At 66.8% G+C, this 20,284-nt stretch carries 20 protein-coding genes and 1 tRNA gene; 12 read left to right on the forward strand and 9 right to left on the reverse strand.

Annotated elements, in window-relative coordinates; genetic code table 11:
- Positions 1–5 precede the first annotated feature (5 nt).
- The 3 genes from araD1 to EWH10_RS08515 are packed head-to-tail and all read left to right on the forward strand — an operon-like array spanning position 6 to position 2,677.
- Positions 6–983: an AraD1 family protein gene (araD1, locus tag EWH10_RS08505; RefSeq protein ID WP_044662992.1), complete on the forward strand. Its 978-nt coding sequence runs from the start codon at positions 6–8 to the stop codon at positions 981–983.
- Positions 980–1,903: a Gfo/Idh/MocA family protein gene (locus EWH10_RS08510; protein ID WP_044661327.1), complete on the forward strand. Its 924-nt coding sequence runs from the start codon at positions 980–982 to the stop codon at positions 1,901–1,903. The genes araD1 and EWH10_RS08510 overlap by 4 nt, the downstream gene beginning before the upstream one ends.
- 18 nt (positions 1,904–1,921) lie before the next feature.
- A complete protein-coding gene (locus EWH10_RS08515; RefSeq protein ID WP_044661326.1) occupies positions 1,922–2,677 on the forward strand; it encodes a FadR/GntR family transcriptional regulator in 756 nt (251 codons plus the stop codon).
- A 73-nt stretch (positions 2,678–2,750) separates the two neighbouring features.
- Here the strand turns inward: EWH10_RS08515 and EWH10_RS08520 are convergent, their stop codons facing one another.
- The 7 genes from EWH10_RS08520 to yajC form a co-directional block, all read right to left on the reverse strand.
- Positions 2,751–4,259 (reverse strand): YifB family Mg chelatase-like AAA ATPase, encoded by a 1,509-nt coding sequence (locus EWH10_RS08520; protein ID WP_044661325.1) that lies wholly within the window; start codon positions 4,257–4,259, stop codon positions 2,751–2,753.
- 134 nt (positions 4,260–4,393) lie between these two features.
- Entirely contained in the window at positions 4,394–5,065 is a 672-nt protein-coding gene (locus tag EWH10_RS08525; RefSeq protein ID WP_044661324.1) for an RlmE family RNA methyltransferase, read from the reverse strand.
- A gap of 10 nt (positions 5,066–5,075) precedes the next feature.
- Positions 5,076–6,194 carry a Ppx/GppA phosphatase family protein gene (locus EWH10_RS08530; protein WP_025551587.1) on the reverse strand — a complete coding sequence of 373 codons (1,119 nt, stop codon included), beginning with the start codon at positions 6,192–6,194 and terminating at the stop codon, positions 5,076–5,078.
- A gap of 103 nt (positions 6,195–6,297) precedes the next feature.
- Positions 6,298–6,699: an Mth938-like domain-containing protein gene (locus EWH10_RS08535; RefSeq protein WP_306303108.1), complete on the reverse strand. Its 402-nt coding sequence runs from the start codon at positions 6,697–6,699 to the stop codon at positions 6,298–6,300.
- On the reverse strand, positions 6,696–7,682 hold the full coding sequence (gene secF / locus EWH10_RS08540) for a protein translocase subunit SecF (protein ID WP_025551591.1): 987 nt from the start codon (positions 7,680–7,682) through the stop codon (positions 6,696–6,698). Before secF ends, EWH10_RS08535 begins: the two co-directional genes overlap by 4 nt.
- Before the next feature lie 15 nt (positions 7,683–7,697).
- Positions 7,698–9,299, reverse strand: a complete 1,602-nt coding sequence (gene secD / locus EWH10_RS08545; RefSeq protein WP_025551592.1) for a protein translocase subunit SecD — start codon at positions 9,297–9,299, stop codon at positions 7,698–7,700.
- A 9-nt stretch (positions 9,300–9,308) separates the two neighbouring features.
- Positions 9,309–9,644, reverse strand: a complete 336-nt coding sequence (gene yajC / locus EWH10_RS08550; protein WP_044661323.1) for a preprotein translocase subunit YajC — start codon at positions 9,642–9,644, stop codon at positions 9,309–9,311.
- Positions 9,645–9,833: 189 nt separating this feature from the next.
- Here yajC and EWH10_RS08555 point away from each other — a divergent pair.
- The 3 genes from EWH10_RS08555 (at position 9,834) to EWH10_RS08565 (ending at position 10,869) form a co-directional block, all read left to right on the forward strand.
- Positions 9,834–9,910: transfer RNA gene (locus EWH10_RS08555), tRNA-Pro, on the forward strand.
- Between the two features lie 140 nt (positions 9,911–10,050).
- A complete protein-coding gene (locus tag EWH10_RS08560; RefSeq protein WP_044661282.1) occupies positions 10,051–10,590 on the forward strand; it encodes a glycoside hydrolase family 108 protein in 540 nt (179 codons plus the stop codon).
- Between the two features lie 9 nt (positions 10,591–10,599).
- Positions 10,600–10,869, forward strand: a complete 270-nt coding sequence (locus EWH10_RS08565) for a 3TM-type holin (RefSeq protein ID WP_044661281.1) — start codon at positions 10,600–10,602, stop codon at positions 10,867–10,869.
- Positions 10,870–11,182: 313 nt separating this feature from the next.
- Here the strand turns inward: EWH10_RS08565 and EWH10_RS08570 are convergent, their stop codons facing one another.
- A complete protein-coding gene (locus EWH10_RS08570; RefSeq protein WP_044662979.1) occupies positions 11,183–12,064 on the reverse strand; it encodes a LysR family transcriptional regulator in 882 nt (293 codons plus the stop codon).
- Between the two features lie 100 nt (positions 12,065–12,164).
- Between EWH10_RS08570 and EWH10_RS08575 the strand changes: the two genes are divergently transcribed.
- The gene (locus EWH10_RS08575; RefSeq protein WP_044661280.1) at positions 12,165–13,676 is read left to right on the forward strand and encodes an acetyl-CoA hydrolase/transferase family protein; all 1,512 of its coding nucleotides are present in this window, start codon (positions 12,165–12,167) and stop codon (positions 13,674–13,676) included.
- A gap of 644 nt (positions 13,677–14,320) precedes the next feature.
- Here the strand turns inward: EWH10_RS08575 and EWH10_RS08580 are convergent.
- Positions 14,321–14,860: a hypothetical protein gene (locus EWH10_RS08580; protein ID WP_044661279.1), complete on the reverse strand. Its 540-nt coding sequence runs from the start codon at positions 14,858–14,860 to the stop codon at positions 14,321–14,323.
- Between the two features lie 317 nt (positions 14,861–15,177).
- Between EWH10_RS08580 and rpsM the strand changes: the two genes are divergently transcribed.
- From rpsM to EWH10_RS08605, 5 genes are all read left to right on the forward strand, one after another.
- On the forward strand, positions 15,178–15,546 hold the full coding sequence (rpsM, locus tag EWH10_RS08585) for a 30S ribosomal protein S13 (RefSeq protein ID WP_025552414.1): 369 nt from the start codon (positions 15,178–15,180) through the stop codon (positions 15,544–15,546).
- Positions 15,547–15,646: 100 nt separating this feature from the next.
- A complete protein-coding gene (gene rpsK / locus EWH10_RS08590) occupies positions 15,647–16,036 on the forward strand; it encodes a 30S ribosomal protein S11 (RefSeq protein ID WP_004208752.1) in 390 nt (129 codons plus the stop codon).
- 122 nt (positions 16,037–16,158) lie between these two features.
- Positions 16,159–17,223 (forward strand): DNA-directed RNA polymerase subunit alpha, encoded by a 1,065-nt coding sequence (locus tag EWH10_RS08595; RefSeq protein WP_044661278.1) that lies wholly within the window; start codon positions 16,159–16,161, stop codon positions 17,221–17,223.
- A gap of 183 nt (positions 17,224–17,406) precedes the next feature.
- Positions 17,407–17,832: a 50S ribosomal protein L17 gene (rplQ, locus tag EWH10_RS08600; RefSeq protein ID WP_044661277.1), complete on the forward strand. Its 426-nt coding sequence runs from the start codon at positions 17,407–17,409 to the stop codon at positions 17,830–17,832.
- A 203-nt stretch (positions 17,833–18,035) separates the two neighbouring features.
- Positions 18,036–20,228: a prolyl oligopeptidase family serine peptidase gene (locus tag EWH10_RS08605; protein ID WP_371873104.1), complete on the forward strand. Its 2,193-nt coding sequence runs from the start codon at positions 18,036–18,038 to the stop codon at positions 20,226–20,228.
- The last annotated feature ends 56 nt before the right edge of the window (positions 20,229–20,284 follow it).

Consider the following 20,284-nt stretch of genomic DNA (forward strand, 5'->3'; position numbering starts at 1 on the left):
AATCCATGATCCGGTCGCTGGTCCAGTTCGAGGAAGGCGGCCGCCGCGGCGTCGCCGCCCTCGACCGGACCGGCGCGGCCCGGCGCGTGGAGGGCGCAAGCTCCACCCGCGCGCTGGCGCTGGAGGCGATTGCGGCCGGGCAGGGCCTGGCCGCCATGGCGGAAGCGCGGCTGGGCGGGGCGGTGGACCTTTCCGCCGTCCGGCTGCTCTGCCCCATCGACCATGAGGATGCCGCGCACCTGCTGGTCGCGGGCACCGGCCTCACCCATCTCGGCTCGGCGGAAGGCCGCGACAAGATGCACAAGGCGGCCGCGTCGGGCGATCTGACCGACAGCATGCGCATGTTCCTGATGGGCGTGGAGGGCGGCAAGCCCGCCGACGGCGGCGTCGGCGCGCAGCCCGAATGGTTCTACAAGGGCGACGGCCAGATACTGGTCCATCCCGGCGAGGATTTCACCATGCCGGCCTTCGCGGAGGATGGCGGGGAGGAGCCGGAGGTCGCCGGCATCTACCTGATCGACGGGGACGGCGCGCCGGTTCGCCTCGGCTTTGCCATCGGCAATGAATTTTCCGATCATGTGACCGAACGCGGCAATTATCTGTGGCTTGCGCACAGCAAGCTGCGTCAGGCCGCGCTGGGCCCCGAACTGCTGCTGGGCGACCTGCCGGAGGACCTGCGCGGCACCAGCCGCATCGTCCGCAATGGCGTGACGGTGTGGGAAAAGCCCTTCCTTTCCGGCGAGACCAACATGTCCCACCGGATCGACAATCTGGAACATCATCATTTCAAATATGGCCTGTTCCGCCGTCCGGGCGACATCCATGTCCATTTCTTCGGCACCGCCACCCTTTCCTTTTCGGAAGGCTTCGCCGCGCAGGAAGGCGATGTGTTCGAGGTGGAGGCCGCGCCCTTCACCCTGCCCGTGCGCAACGGCCTGCGCCGCGCGGCGGACGAGGGCAAGACGAAGGTGAAAGTCCTATGACCATCAGGGCAGGCCTTGTGGGCCTGGGCAAGATCGCCCGCGACCAGCACCTTCCCGCCATCGCGAAGACCGGCGGCATAGACCTTGTCGCCGTCGCCAGCCGCAATGCGCGGGGCGAGGGCGTGAACAACTATCCCGATATGGACGCGATGCTGGCGGGGGAGCCGGACATGGACGCCGTGATCCTCTGCCAGCCGCCGCAGGTCCGATACCAGGCGGCGCGGCAGGCGATCCTGGCGGGCAAGCACGTCTTCCTGGAAAAGCCGCCGGGCGCCACCGTGTCGGAAGTGGAGGCGCTGATCGCCCTCGCCCGCGCGCAGGGCGTCACCCTTTATGCAAGCTGGCACAGCCGCTATGCCGCCGCGGTCGCGCAGGCGAAGGCGTGGGTGGCGGAGCGCACGATCCGGCACATCGACATCCAGTGGCGCGAGGATGTCCGCCACTGGCATCCGGGCCAGCCGTGGATCTGGGAAGCGGGCGGGTTCGGCGTGTTCGATCCGGGCATCAACGCCCTGTCGATCCTGACGGAGATCGTGCCGGAGCCGGTGACGATGCTGTCGGCCAGCCTGGAAGTGCCGGAGAACAGGGACGCGCCCATCGGCGCCGCGCTGAGCATGGCGACGGCGTCGGGCGCGACGGTCGAGGCCGTGTTCGACTGGCGCCAGACCGGCCCGCAGACATGGGACATCGCGGTCGAGACGGCGAATGGCAGCCTGCTGCTGTCGGAGGGCGGCAATATGCTGCGCCTGGACGGGGAAATCCAGATCAAGGCGCCGGACGAGGAATATCCGGCCATGTATCGCCGCTTCGTGGGGCTGGTCGAGGACCGGGCGATCGACGCCGACATCGCGCCGCTGCGTTTGGTGGCGGACGCCTTCCTTTGTGGGCGGCATTGCCCTACGACGGCCTTCGAGGACTGAACCGGGGGGGCCTGAACATTGGGAAGCGAGCGCAAGGACGTAACGGAACGCAAATTCGCGACGGACGAAGGCTCGCTTCGCATCCATCAGGCCATCGCCCGGCAATTGGGCACGGCGATCCTGATGGGCGTCCACAAGCCCGGCGACCTGTTCGAGGGGGAGATCGAGGCGTCGGAGCGGCTTCACGTATCCCGCACCGCCTATCGCGAGGCGGTGCGCATCCTGATCGCCAAGGGAATGCTGGAAAGCCGGCCCAAGGCCGGTACCCGCGTGCTGCCGCGCAGCCGATGGAATGTGCTGGACCCGGAAATGCTCGCCTGGATGTTCGCGGGGGAGCCGGACCGCGACTTCATCCGCGACCTGTTCGAACTGCGCGGCGTGATCGAACCGGCGGCGGCCGAATTCGCGGCGCGGCGGCGGACCGACGAGCAACTGGCGATCATGGCGCGGGCGCTGGACGAGATGGAAAAGCACGGCCTTTCGACGCCGGAAGGGCGGGCGGCGGACCAGCGTTTCCATCATGCGGTGCTGGCGGCGACGCATAATGACGCGCTCGCCGCGCTGGCCAGTTCGGTGGGGGCGGCGGTGAGTTGGACCACCACCTTCAAGCATCGCAAGAAGCTGCTGCCGCGCGATCCCCTGCCCGATCACAAGGCGGTCTATCGCGCCATCGCCACCCGCGACACGGCCGCCGCGCGCAACGGCATGGTGGAGTTGCTGCGGCTGGCCATGGCGGACATGGACGTGGTCATGACGGAACCCGGCAAGCTTTAACAGGGCGTAGAAAAGCGGGCGCCGGCTTTCCGGGCGATGCCGTGGAGGGCCGACCCGGCCGGGTCGGGCGCCGTCAGTTCACCGGGGCCCGCCGCCTGTAGCTGAGCGCTTCGGCCACATGGACGCGCCCGACGCGATCCGCCCCCGCCAGATCGGCGATGGTCCGCGCCACGCGCAGCACGCGGGTATAGCCCCGCGCCGACAGCTTCATCGCCGCAGCCGCCTGCGCCAGCAGTTCGCGCCCGGCCTGATCCGGCCCGGCGACATCCTCCAGCCGCTCTCCATCGACCTCCGCATTGGTGCGCAGCGACGTCCCTTCATAGCGGCGCGTCTGCACGGCCCGTGCGGCGGCGACCCGGACCGCGACCTCCGCCGATCCTTCGGCGGGCGGGGGCAGGACCAGGTCCGCCGCCGTCACCGCCTGCACCTCCACATGCAGGTCGATGCGGTCGAGCAGCGGTCCCGACACCTTGGCCTGATAGTCCGCCGCGCAGCGGGGGGCGCGGGAACAGGCCAGCGCCGGATCGCCCAGATGGCCGCAGCGGCAGGGGTTCATCGCCGCCACCAGCTGCACCCGCGCCGGGAAGGTGACATGCGCATTGGCCCGCGCCACGGTGACTTCCCCCGTCTCCAGGGGCTGCCGCAGCGAATCGAGCACCGTCCGCTGGAATTCGGGCAGTTCGTCGAGGAACAGCACGCCCAGATGCGCCATGCTGACCTCGCCCGGCCGCGCCTTGTGCCCGCCGCCGACCAGCGCCGCCATGGAGGCGCTGTGATGCGGATTGCGGAAGGGACGGGCGCGGCTGATCCGGCCGCCCTCCAGCGTGCCGGCGACGCTGGCCACCATGGAGGTTTCCAGCGCCTCGCCCGGCGTCAGTTCGGGCAGGATGCCGGGCAGGCAGCTCGCCATCAGCGACTTGCCCGCGCCGGGCGGGCCGACCATCAGCAGATTATGGCCGCCCGCCGCCGCGATCTCCAGCGCGCGCTTGGCGCTTTCCTGCCCCTTGACCTGCCTGAGGTCCGCGGTCCGGATCGGCGGCTCCACCTGCCCGGGCTGCGGCGGCGAGAGGGCGGCGGCGCCCTTGAAATGGTTGAGGATGGCCAGCAGGTCGGGCGCGGCGATCACCTCCACCTGACCGGCCCAGGCGGCTTCGGCGCCCTGCGCCACCGGGCAGACGAGGCCCAGTTCCCGCTCCCCCGCATGGAGCGCGGCGAGCAGCACGCCGGGCGTCGGAGCGATGCGGCCGTCCAGACCCAGCTCGCCCACGACGACATAGCCCGCCAGCGTCTCGGCATCGATCACGCCCATGGCGCCGAGCAGGGCCAGCGCGATGGGGAGGTCGAAATGCGACCCCTCCTTGGGAAGGTCGGCGGGCGAGAGGTTCACGGTGATCCGCTTGGGCGGCAGCGAAAGGCCGATGGCGGCGATGGCGTTGCGCACCCGCTCCCGGCTTTCCGCGACCGCCTTGTCCGGCAGGCCGACGACGATGAAATTGGGAAGGCCGGGAACGAGCTGGCACTGAACCTCCACGCCGCGCGCTTCCAGCCCCAGATAGGCGACCGTCGATACCGTCGAAACCAATGATGTTCCCCCATGCCCCGGACGGCCTCCATGGCGCTCCCGCGAGGGCAGGAGTGCCGCGTCAGGGGCCGAACCGGGTTCCTGCCTTCGCAGGAACAGGGAGGCATTTCAATCTCTTGGTGATGGTGGACGGATCAGCCCTCTTCCGGGCGGCCCTTGAAGCCCTGCGCCACGACATACCATTCGACGCTGCCCTTGCGGCTGGCGGGCGGCTTGGCATGCTTGATCGTGGTGAAATGCCTTTTGAGGATGGCGAGCAGGTCGGCGTCGGTGCCGCCCGCGAACACCTTGGCCACGAAAGTGCCGCCCTTGCGCAGATTCTCCACCGCGAACATGGCCGCCGCCTCGACCAGCCCCATGGTGCGCAGATGGTCGGTCGCGGCATGGCCGACGGTGTTCGCCGCCATGTCGGAAATGACCAGATCGGGCGCGTCGCCCAGCGCCTCCGCCAGCAGGGCGGGCGCGCTGTCGTCCATGAAGTCCATCTGGAACAGGGTGACGCCCGGAATGGGATCGGTCGGCAGCAGGTCGATGCCCACCACCTTCGCCTTGGGGCAGAGTTTCCGCACCACCTGCGCCCAGCCGCCAGGCGCCACGCCCAGGTCGACCACCGCGCGGGACCCCTTTACGAAATGGAACTTCTCGTCCAGTTCGATCAGCTTGAAGGCGGCGCGGCTGCGCCACCCCTCCGCCTTGGCGCGGCGGACATAGGGGTCGTTCAACTGGCGTTCGAGCCAGCGGGTGGACTGTGCCGTCCGCCCCTTCGCCGTCTTGACCCGCACCTTGCCGGCACCGGTACCTCTCACAGGGGGCCTCTCACATCTTCACTCCGTCGCGGTCCATCAGGCCGCGCAATATGCCCTCGCGAATGCCGCGATCAGCCACGCCCAGGCGCTGGGCGGGCCAGATGTCGAGGATGGATTCCAGGATGGCGCAGCCCGCAACGACCAGATCGGCCCGCTCCGTCCCGATGCAGGGCAGCTTCTGCCGCTCCGCCAGGGGCATGGAGGACAGCCGCGCCGAAATCGCTCGCATCGACGTCGACGGCACGATCAGCCCGTCGATCGCCTGCCGGTCGTAGCGCGGCAGGTCGAGATGCAGGCTGGCCAGCGTCGTCACCGTGCCCGACGTGCCGAGCAGGCGGATATCCGCCTGCGGAGCCGGCAGGCGGCGGGCCAGCGGCGCGAAGGCATCCGCCACGCGGGCGCGCATCCGGGCATAGGCGGACAGCCGGTCCATGGGATCGGCATGGTCGAAAGGCTCGCTCTCCGTCAGGGAGACCACGCCCCAGGGGGCGCTCACCCAATCGACGATATGCGGCGCGCCGGCGCGATTGGCGTCCACCAGCACCAGTTCGGTCGAGCCACCGCCAATGTCGAAGATGAGCGCGGGGCCGTCGCCCGGCTCCAGCAGCGCGTGGCAGCCGAGCACCGCCAGCCGCGCCTCTTCCTGCGCGCTGATGATGTCGAGGGCGATGCCGGTTTCCCGATAGACGCGCTGGATGAATTCGGCCCCGTTGGAGGCGCGGCGGCACGCCTCCGTCGCGACCGAGCGGGCCAGGGTGACGTGCCGGCGGCGCAGCTTGTCGGCGCAGACCGACAGGGCGGAAATCGCGCGCTCTATGGCGGCGTCGCTGATCCGGCCGGAAGCGGCAAGCCCCTCCCCCAGCCGCACGATTCGCGAAAAGGCGTCGACGACGATGAAGCCGTCCGCCGATGGCTTGGCGATCAGCAGGCGGCAATTATTGGTGCCAAGGTCGATGGCCGCGTAGGACCGGCGTCCGCGCAGCGGATGAGGCAAAAGGCCCCGCGATTTCGACGGGGGAGTGAGGGCCGCAGCCTTGCTCCCATTGCCCTGACCGGAACGGACCCCCTTGCCCGAAATTCCGCCGGCCGGGCCGGAACTCTGCGGCGATGGGCGGCTGTGCTGCACCATGGCCGTATCTCTTTTCTTCTTCGCCAGCGCCGAAAAGCGCCGGAACTTGGCGACAAGAGTAGGCAAAGGAACAGGAAAGCGCAAGGCGGGGCGGACAGCCCCCTCAGACAAGCGGCATGAGGGCCGCGACGATCCACCGTTCCTCGGCGCGCAGCACGCCCCAGGCGCGGGCGGCGGCGCGGCTGTCCATCACCTCCACGCCGATGCCGCGCCCCTCCAGTTCGCGCACGAAGGCGCGCGGCGGCTGGCGCAGGGCGGCGCCCGTGCCGACCAGCAGGAATTCCGGCTGGACGTCGAGGTCGAACAGGTCGCCCAGATGCGCCACCGTCAGCGCATCGACGGGCGGCGCATCCTGCCAGGCGAGCGCCCGCACCGGGGAGAGCAGCAGGCCTTCGGGAAAGACATCGTCGCGGACCCGAAAACCCCGCCCCTGAAAGCCGGTGACGATCGGCCCCTGCCCCGATTCATCGCGGCGCAGCTCTATGCCGGAGCGGTTCCCGTTCAGGGTCGCGCCCCGTCGTCGCGCGGGCCCATCCGCTCGGCCTGGGCGGCGATATTGACCTTGCTCGCCTTCTTCTCCGCCGTGGCAGGCGACAGGCCCAGGCTGATGAGCAGCGAGGAGGAGACATAGACCGACGAATAGGTGCCGACGATGATGCCCAGCATCATGGCCGCGGTGAAGCCGCGCAGCACATGGCCGCCCAGCAGCAGCAGCGCGCCCAGCGCCAGCAGCACCGTGACCGAGGTCATGACCGTGCGCGGCAGCGTTTCGTTGACCGACAGGTCGATCAGCGACTTCATGTCCATCTTGCGATATTTGCGCATATTTTCGCGGATGCGGTCGTCGATCACCATCTTGTCGTTGATCGAATAGCCCACGATGGTCAGCACGGCGGCGACGATGTTGAGGTCGAATTCGAGCTGGGTGATGGCGAAGAAGCCCAGCGTCATCAGCACGTCGTGCATGATCGCGACGAAGGTCGAGACGCCGAACTGCCATTCATAGCGGAACCAGGAGAAGATCGCGATGCCGATCACCGCCAGCATCACCGCCAGCACGCCGTTCTGGATCAGTTCGCCCGACACCTTGCCCGACACCGTGTCGTAGCGGGAGAAGGTGACGCCGGGGAATTCCGCCGTCATCGCCTTGCGCGCCTTTTCGACGATGGCGTTGGCCGCGCCAGCGCCGCCCTGTTCCGGCAGAGGGAGGCGGATCTGCACCGTTTTCGGATCGCCGAACTGCTGGAGCGAACCGTCGCCGACGCCCAGGCGGTCGATTACCGTGCGCACCTTGTCGGTCTGCGGCGGCGTTTCGAACTTCGCCTCGATCATCAGGCCGCCGACAAAGTCGACGCCCAGGTTCAGCCCCTTGTAGAAGGTCGCGCCGACCGCCAGCACCGTCAGCAGCGCCGTCAGGGCAAAGGCCCAGTGGCGCAGCTTGACGAAGCCGATATTGGTGTTGTCCGGGACGAGCTTAAGCAGTTTCATGTTTCTCTCCGCCCGTCAGATGTGGATTTCGGTCGGGCGCTTGGCGCGGACCCAACGCGACACCAGCAGGCGCGTGAAGGTGACGGCGGTGAACACGCTGGTCGCGATGCCGATCAGCAGCACGATCGCGAAGCCCTTGACCGGTCCCGACCCCAGAGCGAGCATGATGCCGCCGGCAATGGCATGGGTCACGTTCGCTTCGAAAATGGTGCGGCTGGCTTCCTTATAGCCATGTTCGATCGCCTGCACGACCCCGCGCCCGCGCCGCCGCTCCTCGCGGATGCGCTCATAGATCAGCACGTTGGCGTCGACCGCGGTGCCGATGGTCAGCACGAAACCGGCGATGCCCGGCAGCGTCAGCGTCGCGCCCAATATGCCCATGACGCCCAGGATCACCAGCACGTTGATGGCGACGGCGAGGTTGGCGTACATGCCGAAGCGGCCATAGCTCATGAACATGAAGGCCGCGACCGCCGCCACCGCGATCACCGAGGCGAGCAGGCCCGCGCGGATCGAATCGGCGCCGAGTTGCGGGCCGACCGTGCGTTCCTCCACCACGGTCAGCGCGACGGGCAGCTTGCCCGAACGCAGCGCGATCGCAAGCTGGTTGGCGCTTTCGACGGTGAAGCTGCCGCTGATCTGCGCGCTGCCGCCCAGGATCGGCTCGTTGATGTTCGGCGCGGACAGCACCTTGCCGTCGAGGATGATGGCGAAGGGACGGTTGACGTTCTGCGACGTCACCTGGCCGAATTTGCGCCCGCCCGCACCGTTGAAGCGGATGTTGACGATCGGCTCGTTGCCCTGCTGGTTATAGCCCTGCTGCGCGTCGGTCAGATCCTCGCCCGACACCATGACCTGCCGGTAGACGGCGATCACCGGCGGGCCGGCGGGATTTGTGGGATAGGGCAGCACTTCGCTGCCCACAGGCGCGCGGCCCTGCGCCACCTCGGCGGGGTTGGCGTTGACGTCGACCAGCTTGAATTCCAGCTTGGCGGTCTGGCCCAGCAGGTCCTTCAGCGCCCTGGGGTCCTGAAGGCCGGGCACCTGCACGACGATGCGGTTGTCGCCCTGCTGCTGGATGGTCGGTTCGCGCGTGCCCATTTCGTCGATGCGCTTGCGGATCACCTCGGTCGCGACTTCCATCGCGCCCTTCACCGCATTGTCGATGCCCGCCTTGGTCGGGGTGATGACGATGGTGGAGCTGTTCACCACCTCCACATTGAAATCGCGCTGGCCGGTGAGACCCGCACCCTGGGTCAGCGGCCGGATGCGCTCGACGGCAGCATCGACCTGCGACGGGTTGCGCACCATGAAGCTCAATTTCCCGTCGCGGCTGGAAATATCCCCGATCGCGATCTTCGTGTCGCCCCGGCGCAGTTCCGTGCGGACCTGCTCCTCCATATTGGCGATGCGCTGCTTCGCCACGTCCTGGGTCGAGGCTTCGAGCAGCAGGTGGCTGCCGCCCGACAGGTCGAGGCCCAGATTCACGCGGGTCTGCATGAATTTGGGCAGTTGCCCGACCACCGTGTCCGGCAGGAAGCTCGGCACGGCGCAGGCTATGCCGATCAGCAGCGGCAGCAGGATCGCGACGACCGCCCAGCGAGGGAAATTCAGCATGGGTGGGGCTCAGTCGTTCGCGGGCTTGGCGGTGGCGGGATCGATCACGTCGGTCAGGGTGGACTTCACCGCCTTCACCTTCATGCCCGGCGCCAGTTCGACTTCGGCGTAGAATTCGTCGACGCGCACCACCTTGCCGACCAGACCGCCGCCGGTCACGACCTGATCGCCCTTCTTCACGGCGTCGATCTTGGCCTTGTGCTCCTTCATCTTCTTTTGCTGCGGACGGATCAGCAGGAAATAGAAGACGACGAAGATGAGGACCAGCGGGGCCATCTGAACCAGCATGGAGGCGCCGGACGATTCCCCGCCCGCAGTCTGGGCAAAGGCTGGAGATATGAACATGCTTGGGACTTTCGCCTTATTCTCTTGTCCAGTCGCGGGCGCCGATAAACGCCCACAGATCAAGGGCGCGCGGCTAACACAGATCGCACGGCGGAGGCAACATGATTAGGGTTTCCGACGAATGCGCAAAAAGCCTGCATCGAATGGCTTGCATATTCCCCAAACTGCTTCTAATTGCGCCGCTCCGGTCGGGACGTAGCGCAGCCTGGTAGCGCATCACACTGGGGGTGTGGGGGTCGGAGGTTCGAATCCTCTCGTCCCGACCAAATTTCCGGCAGGGCCTTTTCCGGCCTGCCTGCCTTTTTCCCATTTTTATCCATTTCGCCCGCGCGAGCGCTTTTCCGCTGTCCTACAGCTAACCAAATGGGATAAATGACCCGCCTTTCCGGAACAGGAGGGCGTTTTCATGGATATTGCGGCTCTGATCGATGAAGTCATCGCGCGGGAGGGTGGCTACGGCAACCATCCGGCGGATCGCGGCGGACCGACCAATTTCGGCATCACCCAGGCCGTAGCGCGGGCCAACGGCTATGGCGGCGACATGCGGGCGATGCCCCGGACGGTGGCCGAGGCGATCTATCGCAGGCTCTATTGGGAGAAGCCGGGCTTCGCCTTCGTCGCGGAACTGGCGCCGGCGGTGGCGGAGGAACTGTTCGACACGGCGGTCAACATGGGGCCGGGCACGGCCGGCGGTTTCCTGCAGCGGGCGTTGAACGCGCTCAATCGCAACGGGCGGGACTATGCCGACCTGAAGGTGGATCAGGCGGTGGGGGCGAAGACGCTTTCCGCGCTGGGCGCCTTTCTGGCCGTTCGCGGGCGGGCGGGCGAGAAGGTGCTGCTGAAAGCCCTCGAAGCGCTTCAGGGCGAGCGCTACCTGGCGCTGGCCGAGAGCAGGCCGGCCAATGAGGCCTTTCTCTATGGCTGGCTCGCCAACCGGATCGGATAGGAGGCAGGGATGACGTCTTCACGCAGGCGAGTCGCGGGGGACCGGTGGACGCTGCGGGCGCGGCCGGCCTTTCTCTACATGATGTACGGGTTGCTGCTGTGGTCGGTGCCGCTGGGGCTGGTCGGCGGGGTGCGGCCCGATGTGGCGGCGGGGATCATCCGGGCGATGCGAGCCTATTTCAACGCCCTGCCGGAGCCGCTCTATGCGCTCTTCGGGACGGGCTATCTGGGCTATACGGCGGCGCGGGCCTGGGGGAAGGCGAAGGGGGTGGAGCGGTAAGAGGCGCCCCTTGCCCCTTATCCTGTTCCTGCGAAGGCGCTCGAATGAGCGCGGCGGGTCTTCAGGCCAGAGCATCCTGCGCAAAAGTGGGAACCGGTTTTGCGTTCAAAAGGATGCGACAACAAAAGCTTGGAGCGCGCGGCCTGCCTATGATTTGACGCAGCGCGCTCTAGAGCCAATCGCCATTCAGCCCTGACGGCCTGCAAATGACGCTTTTCCGTGCTTCCGGTGCTCACCTACCTTGAGTAGGCTGCGCTCCGGGTCACGGAAAAACACCATTTTCGGCTCGTCATCATCTGAATGTCGATTGGCTCTAGGGCCGTTCACCGGGGAAATTCTCCTTGAGGAAGTCCAGCACCACCCGCGCTCTTGGCGGCAGGCGTTTGTGGGACGGGTGGACGGCCCAGATGTCGAGCGGGGCGATGTGGCTTTCCGGCAGGACCGGGACCAGCCGTCCCGCCGCGATGTCGCCCTGCACCCGGATGGCGGGGAGCAGGGCGATGCCGAGGCCGCTGATGGCGGCGCGGTGGACGGCTTCGCTGCTGTCGCTGCGGAAGGTGCCGCCCACCACCCTCTCCCGCCCGTCGATGGTCCAGCGGGCGGGCACGTCGCCATAGGCATAGGCGATGCACTGATGCCCCGGAAGGTCTTCGGCGGACGAGGGCATGCCGTGGCCGGCAAGATAGGCGGGATGCGCGACCAGCAGGCGGGGCAGCGCGCCCAGCGGATGAACCACGAGGCTGTCGTCGCCCACGGGGCCGACGCGCAGGGCGAGGTCGAGGCGGTCCTCCACCACGTCGCGTTGCCAGTCCGTCATCGCGCAATCGAGCTGGAGCGCGGGGTAGCGCGCGGTCAGATCGCCCAGGCGCTCGACATAATAGAGGCCGAGCGCGGTGGTGAAGCCGATGCGCACCAGGCCGCCCGGTTGATCGCGGACCGGGCCGAATTCCTGTTCCGCCCCATCCAGCGCGTCCAGCATCGCGCGGGCGTGGACCAGCAGGCGGTCAGCCTCCGGCGTGGCGATCAGCCGGCGGGTGGTGCGATGGAACAGGATGGCGCCGAAATGCGATTCCACCTGATCCAGCCGGCGGGCTATGGTCGTATGGCTGGCGTGCATCTCTCCAGCCACGCGGGAGAAGTTGGGTTTTTCGCATAGCCGGACGAATGTCCGCAGGGCGATCAACAGATCGGACATTTGCACGATACTCGCACAGATATTGTGCGGCTTATCCTTATTGTCTGATCGGCCGAAAAGCCAGATGCCAGCGCGCAAGGAAGGATGGAAGAGGATAGCCATGACCGATCGCATCGCCCATGCCGGGCTGGCCGCCAAATGCCGGACGGCGGAGGAGGCCGCGGCGCTGATCCGCAACGGGATGGCCGTGGGGATGAGCGGCTTTACCGGGTCGGGCTATCCCAAGGCGGTGCCGCTGGCGCTGGCGAAGCGGATCACCGAGGCGCATGCGGCGGGCGAACCCTTCCGCGTCAGGGTGTGGACCGGCGCGTCGACCGGGCCGGAGCTGGACGGGGCGCTGGCGCAGGCCGACGGCGTGGAGTTCCGCCTGCCCTATAATAGCGATCCCATTGCCCGGGAGCGGATCAACAAGGGCCAGATGCAATATTTCGACATGCATCTGAGCCAGGTCGCGCCGATGGCGTGGCAGGGTTTCCTGGGCGATCTGGATGTCGCGGTGGTCGAGGTGACGGGGATCACCGCCGGGGGCGAGCTGGTCCCCTCCGCCTCCGTGGGCAACAACAAGACCTGGATCGACCGGGCGAAGGGCGTGATACTGGAGGTCAATCGCTGGCAGAACCCCGCGCTGGAGGGGATGCACGACATTTATTACGGCACGGCGCTGCCGCCGCATCGCCAGCCGATCCCGCTGATGCGGGCGGACCAGCGCATCGGCCAGCCGACCTTCCGCTGCGATCCGGACAAGGTGATCGCGGTGGTCGAGACGGATGCGCCGGACCGCAACGCGCCCTTCAAGGCGCCGGACGACAAGGCGCGGGCGATTGCCGGGCATTTGCTGGAATTCCTGAGCCATGAGGTGAAGAAGGGGCGGTTGCCCGCTTCGCTGCTGCCGTTGCAGTCGGGGGTCGGCAATATCGCCAATGCGGTGCTGACCGGCCTGATCGATGCGCCGTTCGAGGATATGGTCGCCTTTACCGAGGTGATCCAGGACGGGATGCTGGACCTGCTCGACGCGGGCAAGCTGCGGATGGCGAGCGCGACGGCCTTTTCCCTGAGCCCGGAGGCGGCGGCGCGGATGAATGCCGATATGGGGCGCTATCGGGACCGGATGATCCTGCGGCCGCAGGAGATCAGCAACCATCCCGAGCTGGTGCGGCGGCTGGGCTGCATCGCGATGAACGGGCTGATCGAGGCGGACATCTACGGCAACGTCAATTCGACGCATCTGATGGGATCGCGCATCCAGAACGGCATTGGCGGGTCGGGGGACTTTGCGCGCAATGCGTTTCTGTCGATCTTCATGACGCCGTCGACGGCCAAGGGTGGGGCGATCTCCGCCATCGTGCCGCATTGCAGCCATGTCGACCATATCAACCAGGATGTGCAGGTGATCGTGACCGAGCAGGGGCTGGCGGACCTGCGCGGGCTGGCGCCCCGGCAGCGGGCGGAGGTCATCATGGAGAATTGCGCGCATCCGGACTTCCGGCCGATGCTGAAGGACTATTTCCGGCGGGCGCTGGCGGGGTCATATGGGTTGCAGTCGCCCATGCTGCCGGGGGAGGCGCTGGCGTGGCACCAGCGCTTCATCGATACGGGGACGATGCGGGGGTAGGGATTGGGGAGATGGGGATGAGGTGGCCGGGCTGGCTCGATTTGGCCAATGGCGGACGTCAATGCTTCCCCTCCCCTTCAGGGGAGGGGACTGAGGGGTGGGGGCGTGCCCCAAAGGAAAACCAAGCCTGTAGAGGCACGCCCCCACCCCAACCCCTCCCCTGAAGGGGAGGGGCTTAATGGCAAGAAACCAACCATCAAACCGCCATCAAAAATGAGAGGGGCCGCCGGGTAGATTAAACCCCGACGGCCCATCATTGACATGGTCAGCGGCCGGAAGCGCCGCCCAAGGGAAACGTTGATCGCGCTATTTTCCAGATACGGCGCCTCGATCGCGAAACCGCGGTCGACAGTCACCCTATTCTGGAAAACCGACGCATAAGGCGTCGCTCAGCGGCGCGTTCCCCGAATGGACTTGACCGACCCCATTGCTGAACCATGAGACATCGGATCACCTCCTTTCGCTAGTTGAAGCCCCTATAGCCGTTCCCGGTACTGGTCCTTCGCCGTCTATGAAATGATATGTGAATCAGACCGGCCGCCACTTCAAGGCTTGTAAAATTCTTTTTTCGAATCATACTTTTGCGTCCGCCTTTTGCAGGCGATTTGCGTTGAAACCAGCGCCTTTCGCCTGAAATCAAGGACTTAGGCGCGGCAGTCCTCCACGACGCGGCCGACCTCCGCCCAGCTTGGCAGGACCAGCATCTCCAGACCCTGCACCTCGACCGCGAAACGGCCCCGGCTGTAGGCGATCTGATCGAGCGTGGCGTCGCTGGCGGCGCGGGTCGCCTGGGTCGCGGCGATGGCGCCGGTGGCGGGGCCGGCCGGCCAGTTGACCGCGCCATAGCTGGTCCGCACCGTCATCGCCGCCTGCGCCGGGCCGGGCCGCAAAAGGCTGACGCGGCGCGTTGTCCGGTCGCAGCGGATGACGAACAGGCTGCCTTGCGCATCCGGGCCGAACAGGGCGGCCGATCCGGCGCCGTCGACCTGATAGCGCCAGTCGCCCGCGGTGGTCGCGCGGTCCTGCCAGTCGGCCGGCGGCGGCGGAGGGGGCGCCGGCTGGGCCGCGGGAGCCGGCCGGGGCGCAGGCGCGGGAACAGGCGCGCGCTGCTGGGGCGCGCCCACGCAGGAAGCCAGCAGGACGAAGGCGGCCGCCGGCATGGCGGAGGGCAGAGTGAAGCGCATCCCGCCTCCATGCCTTAGGCACGGGGATGGCATCAACCCGAAAAGGGCGGGACGACATGCCGGACCGGTCGAAAGAAAGGGCGGCGGAAGCGCCGGATTACGCCGCTTTCGCGCCTGCCCGTCATTGACAGCCGGAGGCCGAATCGCTAAGGGCACCCCTTCCCGACACGCTGACGAGCGGCAGTGCAGTGGCACTGGCCGTCTTTTTTGCGTCTTGGGGCCTATCGAATCGGCTGTCGTCTCCTTAAGGACTTCAGCCCTGACGCTTTGAGATGGGGCGGCGCCAACCGCCCCGTGGAGCAGGAGTACAGAATACCATGGCACGTATTGCGGGTGTCAACATCCCGACCAACAAGCGCGTGATCATCGCGCTCACCTACATCCACGGCATCGGCCGCAAGACCGCCGTCGACATCGCCGACAAGCTGGGCATCGACCACAGCCGCCGCGTGCAGGACCTGTCCGACGCCGAAGTGCTGCAGATCCGCGAAGCCATCGACGCCGACCACACGGTCGAGGGCGACCTGCGCCGCGAAACCGCGATGAACATCAAGCGCCTGATGGACCTGGCCTGCTATCGCGGCCTGCGTCACCGCAAGGGCCTGCCGGTCCGGGGCCAGCGCACGCACACCAATGCGCGCACCCGCAAGGGCAAGGCGAAGCCGATTGCCGGCAAGAAGAAGTAAGAAATAGTCCGGGGGACTATTTCATCTTCTTCTCCGCCGGAGGCAGCCCTACCTGGGCGCAGCCTCCCGGAACACAAGATTTCAGTAGGATAGAGCAAAAATGGCACGCGAACCCCAGCGCATCAAGCGCCGCGAACGCAAGAACATCTCGGCCGGCGTCGCGCACGTCAACGCCAGCTTCAACAACACCATGGTGACCATCACCGACGCCCAGGGCAATGCGATCAGCTGGTCCTCGGCGGGCATGATGGGCTTCAAGGGCAGCCGCAAGTCGACGCCCTATGCCGCGCAGGTCTGCGCCGAAGACGCCGGCCGCAAGGCGGCCGAACATGGCGTGCGCACCCTGGAAGTCGAAGTGAAGGGTCCGGGTTCGGGCCGTGAATCGGCCCTGCGCGCGCTGCAGGCCGTCGGCTTCCACATCACCTCCATCCGCGACGTGACGCCGATCCCGCACAACGGCGTGCGTCCTTCCAAGCGCCGCCGCGTCTAACAACGACGCGCGGCTTGTCGGCGGGCGGCGGACGCGTCGCCCGCTCACCCATCTGCATCGGTCGGAACGTCCTGTCGGGTCAGGATTTTTGAACGTTTCGGCCTCATCCCCAGGGGAAATACATGACTGTCAACATGAAGAACTGGCAGGAATTGAAGAAGCCCAACAGCCTTGAGATCAAGGTCGCGGGCGACGGCAAGCGCAAGGCGACCTTCGTCGCCGAACCTCTGGAGCGCGGCTTCGGCCTGACGCTTGGCAACGCGCTGCGCCGGGTTCTTCTGTCCTCGCTCCAGGGCGCGGCGGTCACCTCGATCAAGATCGAGAACGTCCTCCACGAATTCTCCTCGCTCGCGGGCGTGCGTGAGGACGTCACGGACATCGTCCTCAACATCAAGCAGGTTGCGCTGAAAATGGAAGGCGACGGTCCACGCCGTCTCCAGCTTTCCGCCACCGGCCCCGCCGAAGTGCGCGCGGGCGACATCACCACCGTGGGCGACATCGAAGTGATGAACCCCGACCTGGTGATCTGCCACCTGGACCAGGGCGCGACGCTGAACATGGAACTGACCGCCGACGTCGGCAAGGGCTATGTCCCCGCCGTCGCCAACCGTCCGGCCGACGCCCCGATCGGCCTGATCCCGGTCGACGCGCTCTATTCGCCGGTGCGTCAGGTCGCGTACAAGGTCGACAATACCCGCGTCGGCCAGGAACTGGACTATGACAAGCTGTCGCTGACCGTCGAGACCGACGGCACCGTCACGCCGGAAGACGCGGTGGCCTATGCCGCCCGCATCCTGCAGGACCAGCTCCAGCTGTTCGTCCACTTCGAGGACGCGCTGCCCGTCGCCGCTCCGGCCGCAGGCGCCGCTGCCGGTGGTTCGGCCAGCGAGGGCGAGAGCGACGCGAACCAGATCAACCGCTACCTGCTCAAGAAGGTGGACGAGCTGGAACTGTCGGTCCGCAGCGCCAACTGCCTCAAGAACGACAACATCATCTATATCGGCGATCTGGTCCAGAAGACCGAGGCCGAGATGCTGCGCACCCCCAATTTCGGCCGCAAGTCCCTGAACGAGATCAAGGAAGTGCTGTCGTCCATGGGCCTGCGCCTGGGCATGGACATCCCCGGCTGGCCGCCGGAAAATATCGAGGAAATGGCCAAGAAGCTCGAACAGGAGCTGCTGGGCTGATCCGCCTTCCCTCCGGTCCGCCCGGAGGGATGCTGGACACCGGAAAGCACGGATTCGCGTCCGCTTTGAACGGTGTGAACTTCGCCCCTTTTTAAGGGGCAGGGCAAAGGGGCGGCGGCCCTGAAACGCCGCCTGGTCTGGGGTACCTGAAACGGCCCCTTAACGAACGGAAGGAAGAACATCATGCGTCACAAGGTTGGTCATCGCAAGCTGCAGCGCAGCGCCGGACATCGTAACTCGCTGCTCCGCAACCTCGCGGCTTCGCTCATCAAGCATGAGCAGATCCTGACGACCACGCCCAAGGCGAAGGAACTGCGCCCCTATGTCGAGAAGCTGATCACCCTCGCCAAGAAGGGTGGCCTGTCCAATCGTCGTCTGGCCCATGCCCGCCTGCAGGACGACGCGCAGCTCACCAAGCTGTTCGACGTTCTGGCCGAGCGCTACAAGGACCGCAATGGCGGCTACACCCGCGTGATCAAGGCCGGCATCCGCGCTTCGGACGCGGCGCCGATCGCGATCATCGAACTGGTGGACCGCGACGTCGACGCCAAGGGTCAGGATTCCGGTCCGGTCCAGGGTGCGGACGCCGACGAGCTGGAAGCGGCGTGATCCGCTGACGGCTCGCGCAAGCGGGCAGATGAAGAGGGCCGCGGCTTCCGGAAGGGGGCGCGGCCCTTTTTCTTTTTTGGGGCGTGGATATGCGGGGTGTCGGGCCATTCGGTTGGCCCCCACCCCCGGCCCTCCCCTGAAGGGCGGGGAGATAGGAAATATTCTTTGTTTTCTTGCCTTTCCTCGCCATGAGACGCCAGAGAATGGGAATGGGATTTCGGGGGGATCGGATGCGCGCCTTTGGCTGCTTTGCTTTGGCGGCGCTGTTGTTCGCGGCGCTCCCCGCGCAGGCGGAGCCGGATGCGGCGGTCGCTGGCGCTTCAGGACTGCGCTATCCCGCCGCCAAGCGGCTGGACCTGGTGGAGGATCATTTCGGGGTCAAGGTGACCGATCCCTATCGCTGGCTGGAAAACGATTTGCGCGCTGATCCCGCCGTCCGCGACTGGGTGGGACAGGAAAACCGCCTCACGCGCCGCCATATCGACGGGCTGCCGGGTCGCGAGGCGCTCAAGAAACGCATGCAGGCACTGTTCGCCCATGGCCGCTACACCATCCCGCGCAAGGCGGGCGGGCGCTATTTCTACGGCTATAACAAGGGGCTCCAGAACCAGACGCCGCTCTATGTGCGCGACGGCCTGAACGGTGCGCAGCGGCTGCTGATCGACCCCAATGACTGGGCGGAGGACGGGTCGGACGCGCTGGCGGAATGGGCGCCCTCCCCCGACGGCCGGTTCCTGCTCTATGCCGTGCAGGAGGCGGGGAGCGACTGGCGCACACTGAAGGTTCTGGACGTCGCCACCGCCCGGCCGCTCGACGATGTCGTGCAATGGGTGAAATTCTCCCAGCTTGCCTGGGACGGGCGAGGACAGGGTTTCTTCTATTCGCGCTTCGCCGCGCCGCAGGAAGGCGCCGGCCTGCAATCCTCCACGGTGGGGCAGGAACTTCATTATCACCGCCTCGGCACGCCGCAGGCGCAGGATCAGCTTATCTACGCGACTCCGGACCAGCCGCGCCTCAGCCACACGGCGCAGGTGACGCAGGACGGGCGCTGGCTGGTCATCAGCAGCTTCCAGGGCACCGACCCGCGCCGCGAACTGCATCTGGCCGAACTGACCGGCGGCAAGGTGAAGGTCCGCCCGCTGGTGAAGGGCATGACCAACGACTGGCGGCTGATCGGCAGCCGCGGGCCGACGCTCTATTTCATCACCGACCAATATGCCCCGCATCTGCGCGTCGTCAGCATCGACGCCCGCTTCCCCCGGCGCGGCGCCAGGCAGGTGGTGGCGGAACGCATGGACACGCTGGCGGGCGGGTCGCTGGTCGGGGACCGGCTGATCCTGGCCTATCTGTCCGATGCGGAAAGCGTGGCGGAGCTGATCGATCTCAACGGGCGAAAGGTCAGCGACGTGCCGCTGCCCGGCCTGGGCACGGCGGCCGGTTTCGGCGGGCGCGACGGCGATCCGGAAACCTTCTTCAGCTTTTCGGGCTTCACCACGCCGTCGAGCATCTACCGCTTCGACACGGCGACGCTGCGTTACGAGCTGTTCGCGCGGCCGGAGCTGCCCTTCAATCCCGACGATTACGGCATAGAGCAGGTCAGCTATCCGTCGAAGGACGGCACGATGATCCCGATGACGGTGATCCGCAAGAAGGCGCTGGCCCTTTCCAAAGCGCCCGCGCCCACCATCCTGTACGGCTATGGCGGCTTCAACATCGCGCTGACGCCCGGCTATTCGGCTACGCGCATGGCGTGGCTGGAGCAGGGCGGCGTCTATGCCATCGCCAATCTGCGCGGCGGCGGCGAGTTCGGCAAGGCATGGCACGATGCGGGGCGGCTCGCCAACAAGCAGAATGTGTTCGACGATTTCATCGCGGCGGCCGAATATCTGAAGGCGAATGGCTATACGACGAAGGACGGCCTTGCCATCGAGGGGCGGTCCAATGGCGGGTTGCTGGTCGGCGCGGTGGTGAACCAGCGGCCCGATCTGTTCGCCGCCGCCCTGCCCGCCGTGGGCGTGATGGACATGCTGCGCTTCGACCGTTTCACCGCCGGCCGCTACTGGATCGACGACTATGGATCGCCCGACCGGGAGGAGGATTTCCGCCTGCTCTACGCCTATTCGCCCTATCACAACATCGCGAGCGGGAAGGACTATCCGGCGATCCTCGTCACCACGGGCGACACCGACGACCGGGTGGTGCCGGCGCACAGCTTCAAATATGCCGCGGCCTTGCAGGCGGCGGAGCTGGGGCCGAAGCCCCGCCTGATCCGGATCGACACCAAGGCCGGGCATGGGGCGGGCAAGCCCGTGGACAAGCTGATCGACGAATATGCCGACAGCTATGCCTTTGCGGCCTATTATACCGGGCTGAAACTGGACGCGCAGCCGCGATAGCCGGGCAGCAGGGCGGGCGCTTTCCGGTTCGGGAGGGATGCGTCCATGGCCGCCGG

Origin of the sequence: Sphingobium fuliginis (assembly GCF_004152845.1) — a bacterium.
In the GTDB taxonomy this organism is placed as follows: Bacteria; Pseudomonadota; Alphaproteobacteria; order Sphingomonadales; family Sphingomonadaceae; genus Sphingobium; species Sphingobium fuliginis.

Bases quoted from the DNA above. Each gene is read 5' to 3' on its own strand.
- araD1 (WP_044662992.1), top strand. From the start codon at position 6: ATGATCCGGTCGCTGGTCCAGTTCGAGGAAGGCGGCCGCCGCGGCGTC.
- rpsM (WP_025552414.1), top strand. From the start codon at position 15,178: ATGGCACGTATTGCGGGTGTCAACATCCCGACCAACAAGCGCGTGATC.
- EWH10_RS08605 (WP_371873104.1), top strand. From the start codon at position 18,036: ATGGGAATGGGATTTCGGGGGGATCGGATGCGCGCCTTTGGCTGCTTT.
- EWH10_RS08565 (WP_044661281.1), top strand. From the start codon at position 10,600: ATGACGTCTTCACGCAGGCGAGTCGCGGGGGACCGGTGGACGCTGCGG.
- secD (WP_025551592.1), bottom strand. From the start codon at position 9,299: ATGCTGAATTTCCCTCGCTGGGCGGTCGTCGCGATCCTGCTGCCGCTG.
- EWH10_RS08595 (WP_044661278.1), top strand. From the start codon at position 16,159: ATGACTGTCAACATGAAGAACTGGCAGGAATTGAAGAAGCCCAACAGC.
- EWH10_RS08530 (WP_025551587.1), bottom strand. From the start codon at position 6,194: ATGGTGCAGCACAGCCGCCCATCGCCGCAGAGTTCCGGCCCGGCCGGC.
- EWH10_RS08570 (WP_044662979.1), bottom strand. From the start codon at position 12,064: ATGTCCGATCTGTTGATCGCCCTGCGGACATTCGTCCGGCTATGCGAA.
- EWH10_RS08510 (WP_044661327.1), top strand. From the start codon at position 980: ATGACCATCAGGGCAGGCCTTGTGGGCCTGGGCAAGATCGCCCGCGAC.
- EWH10_RS08575 (WP_044661280.1), top strand. From the start codon at position 12,165: ATGACCGATCGCATCGCCCATGCCGGGCTGGCCGCCAAATGCCGGACG.
- rplQ (WP_044661277.1), top strand. From the start codon at position 17,407: ATGCGTCACAAGGTTGGTCATCGCAAGCTGCAGCGCAGCGCCGGACAT.
- rpsK (WP_004208752.1), top strand. From the start codon at position 15,647: ATGGCACGCGAACCCCAGCGCATCAAGCGCCGCGAACGCAAGAACATC.
- EWH10_RS08560 (WP_044661282.1), top strand. From the start codon at position 10,051: ATGGATATTGCGGCTCTGATCGATGAAGTCATCGCGCGGGAGGGTGGC.
- secF (WP_025551591.1), bottom strand. From the start codon at position 7,682: ATGAAACTGCTTAAGCTCGTCCCGGACAACACCAATATCGGCTTCGTC.
- yajC (WP_044661323.1), bottom strand. From the start codon at position 9,644: ATGTTCATATCTCCAGCCTTTGCCCAGACTGCGGGCGGGGAATCGTCC.
- EWH10_RS08580 (WP_044661279.1), bottom strand. From the start codon at position 14,860: ATGCGCTTCACTCTGCCCTCCGCCATGCCGGCGGCCGCCTTCGTCCTG.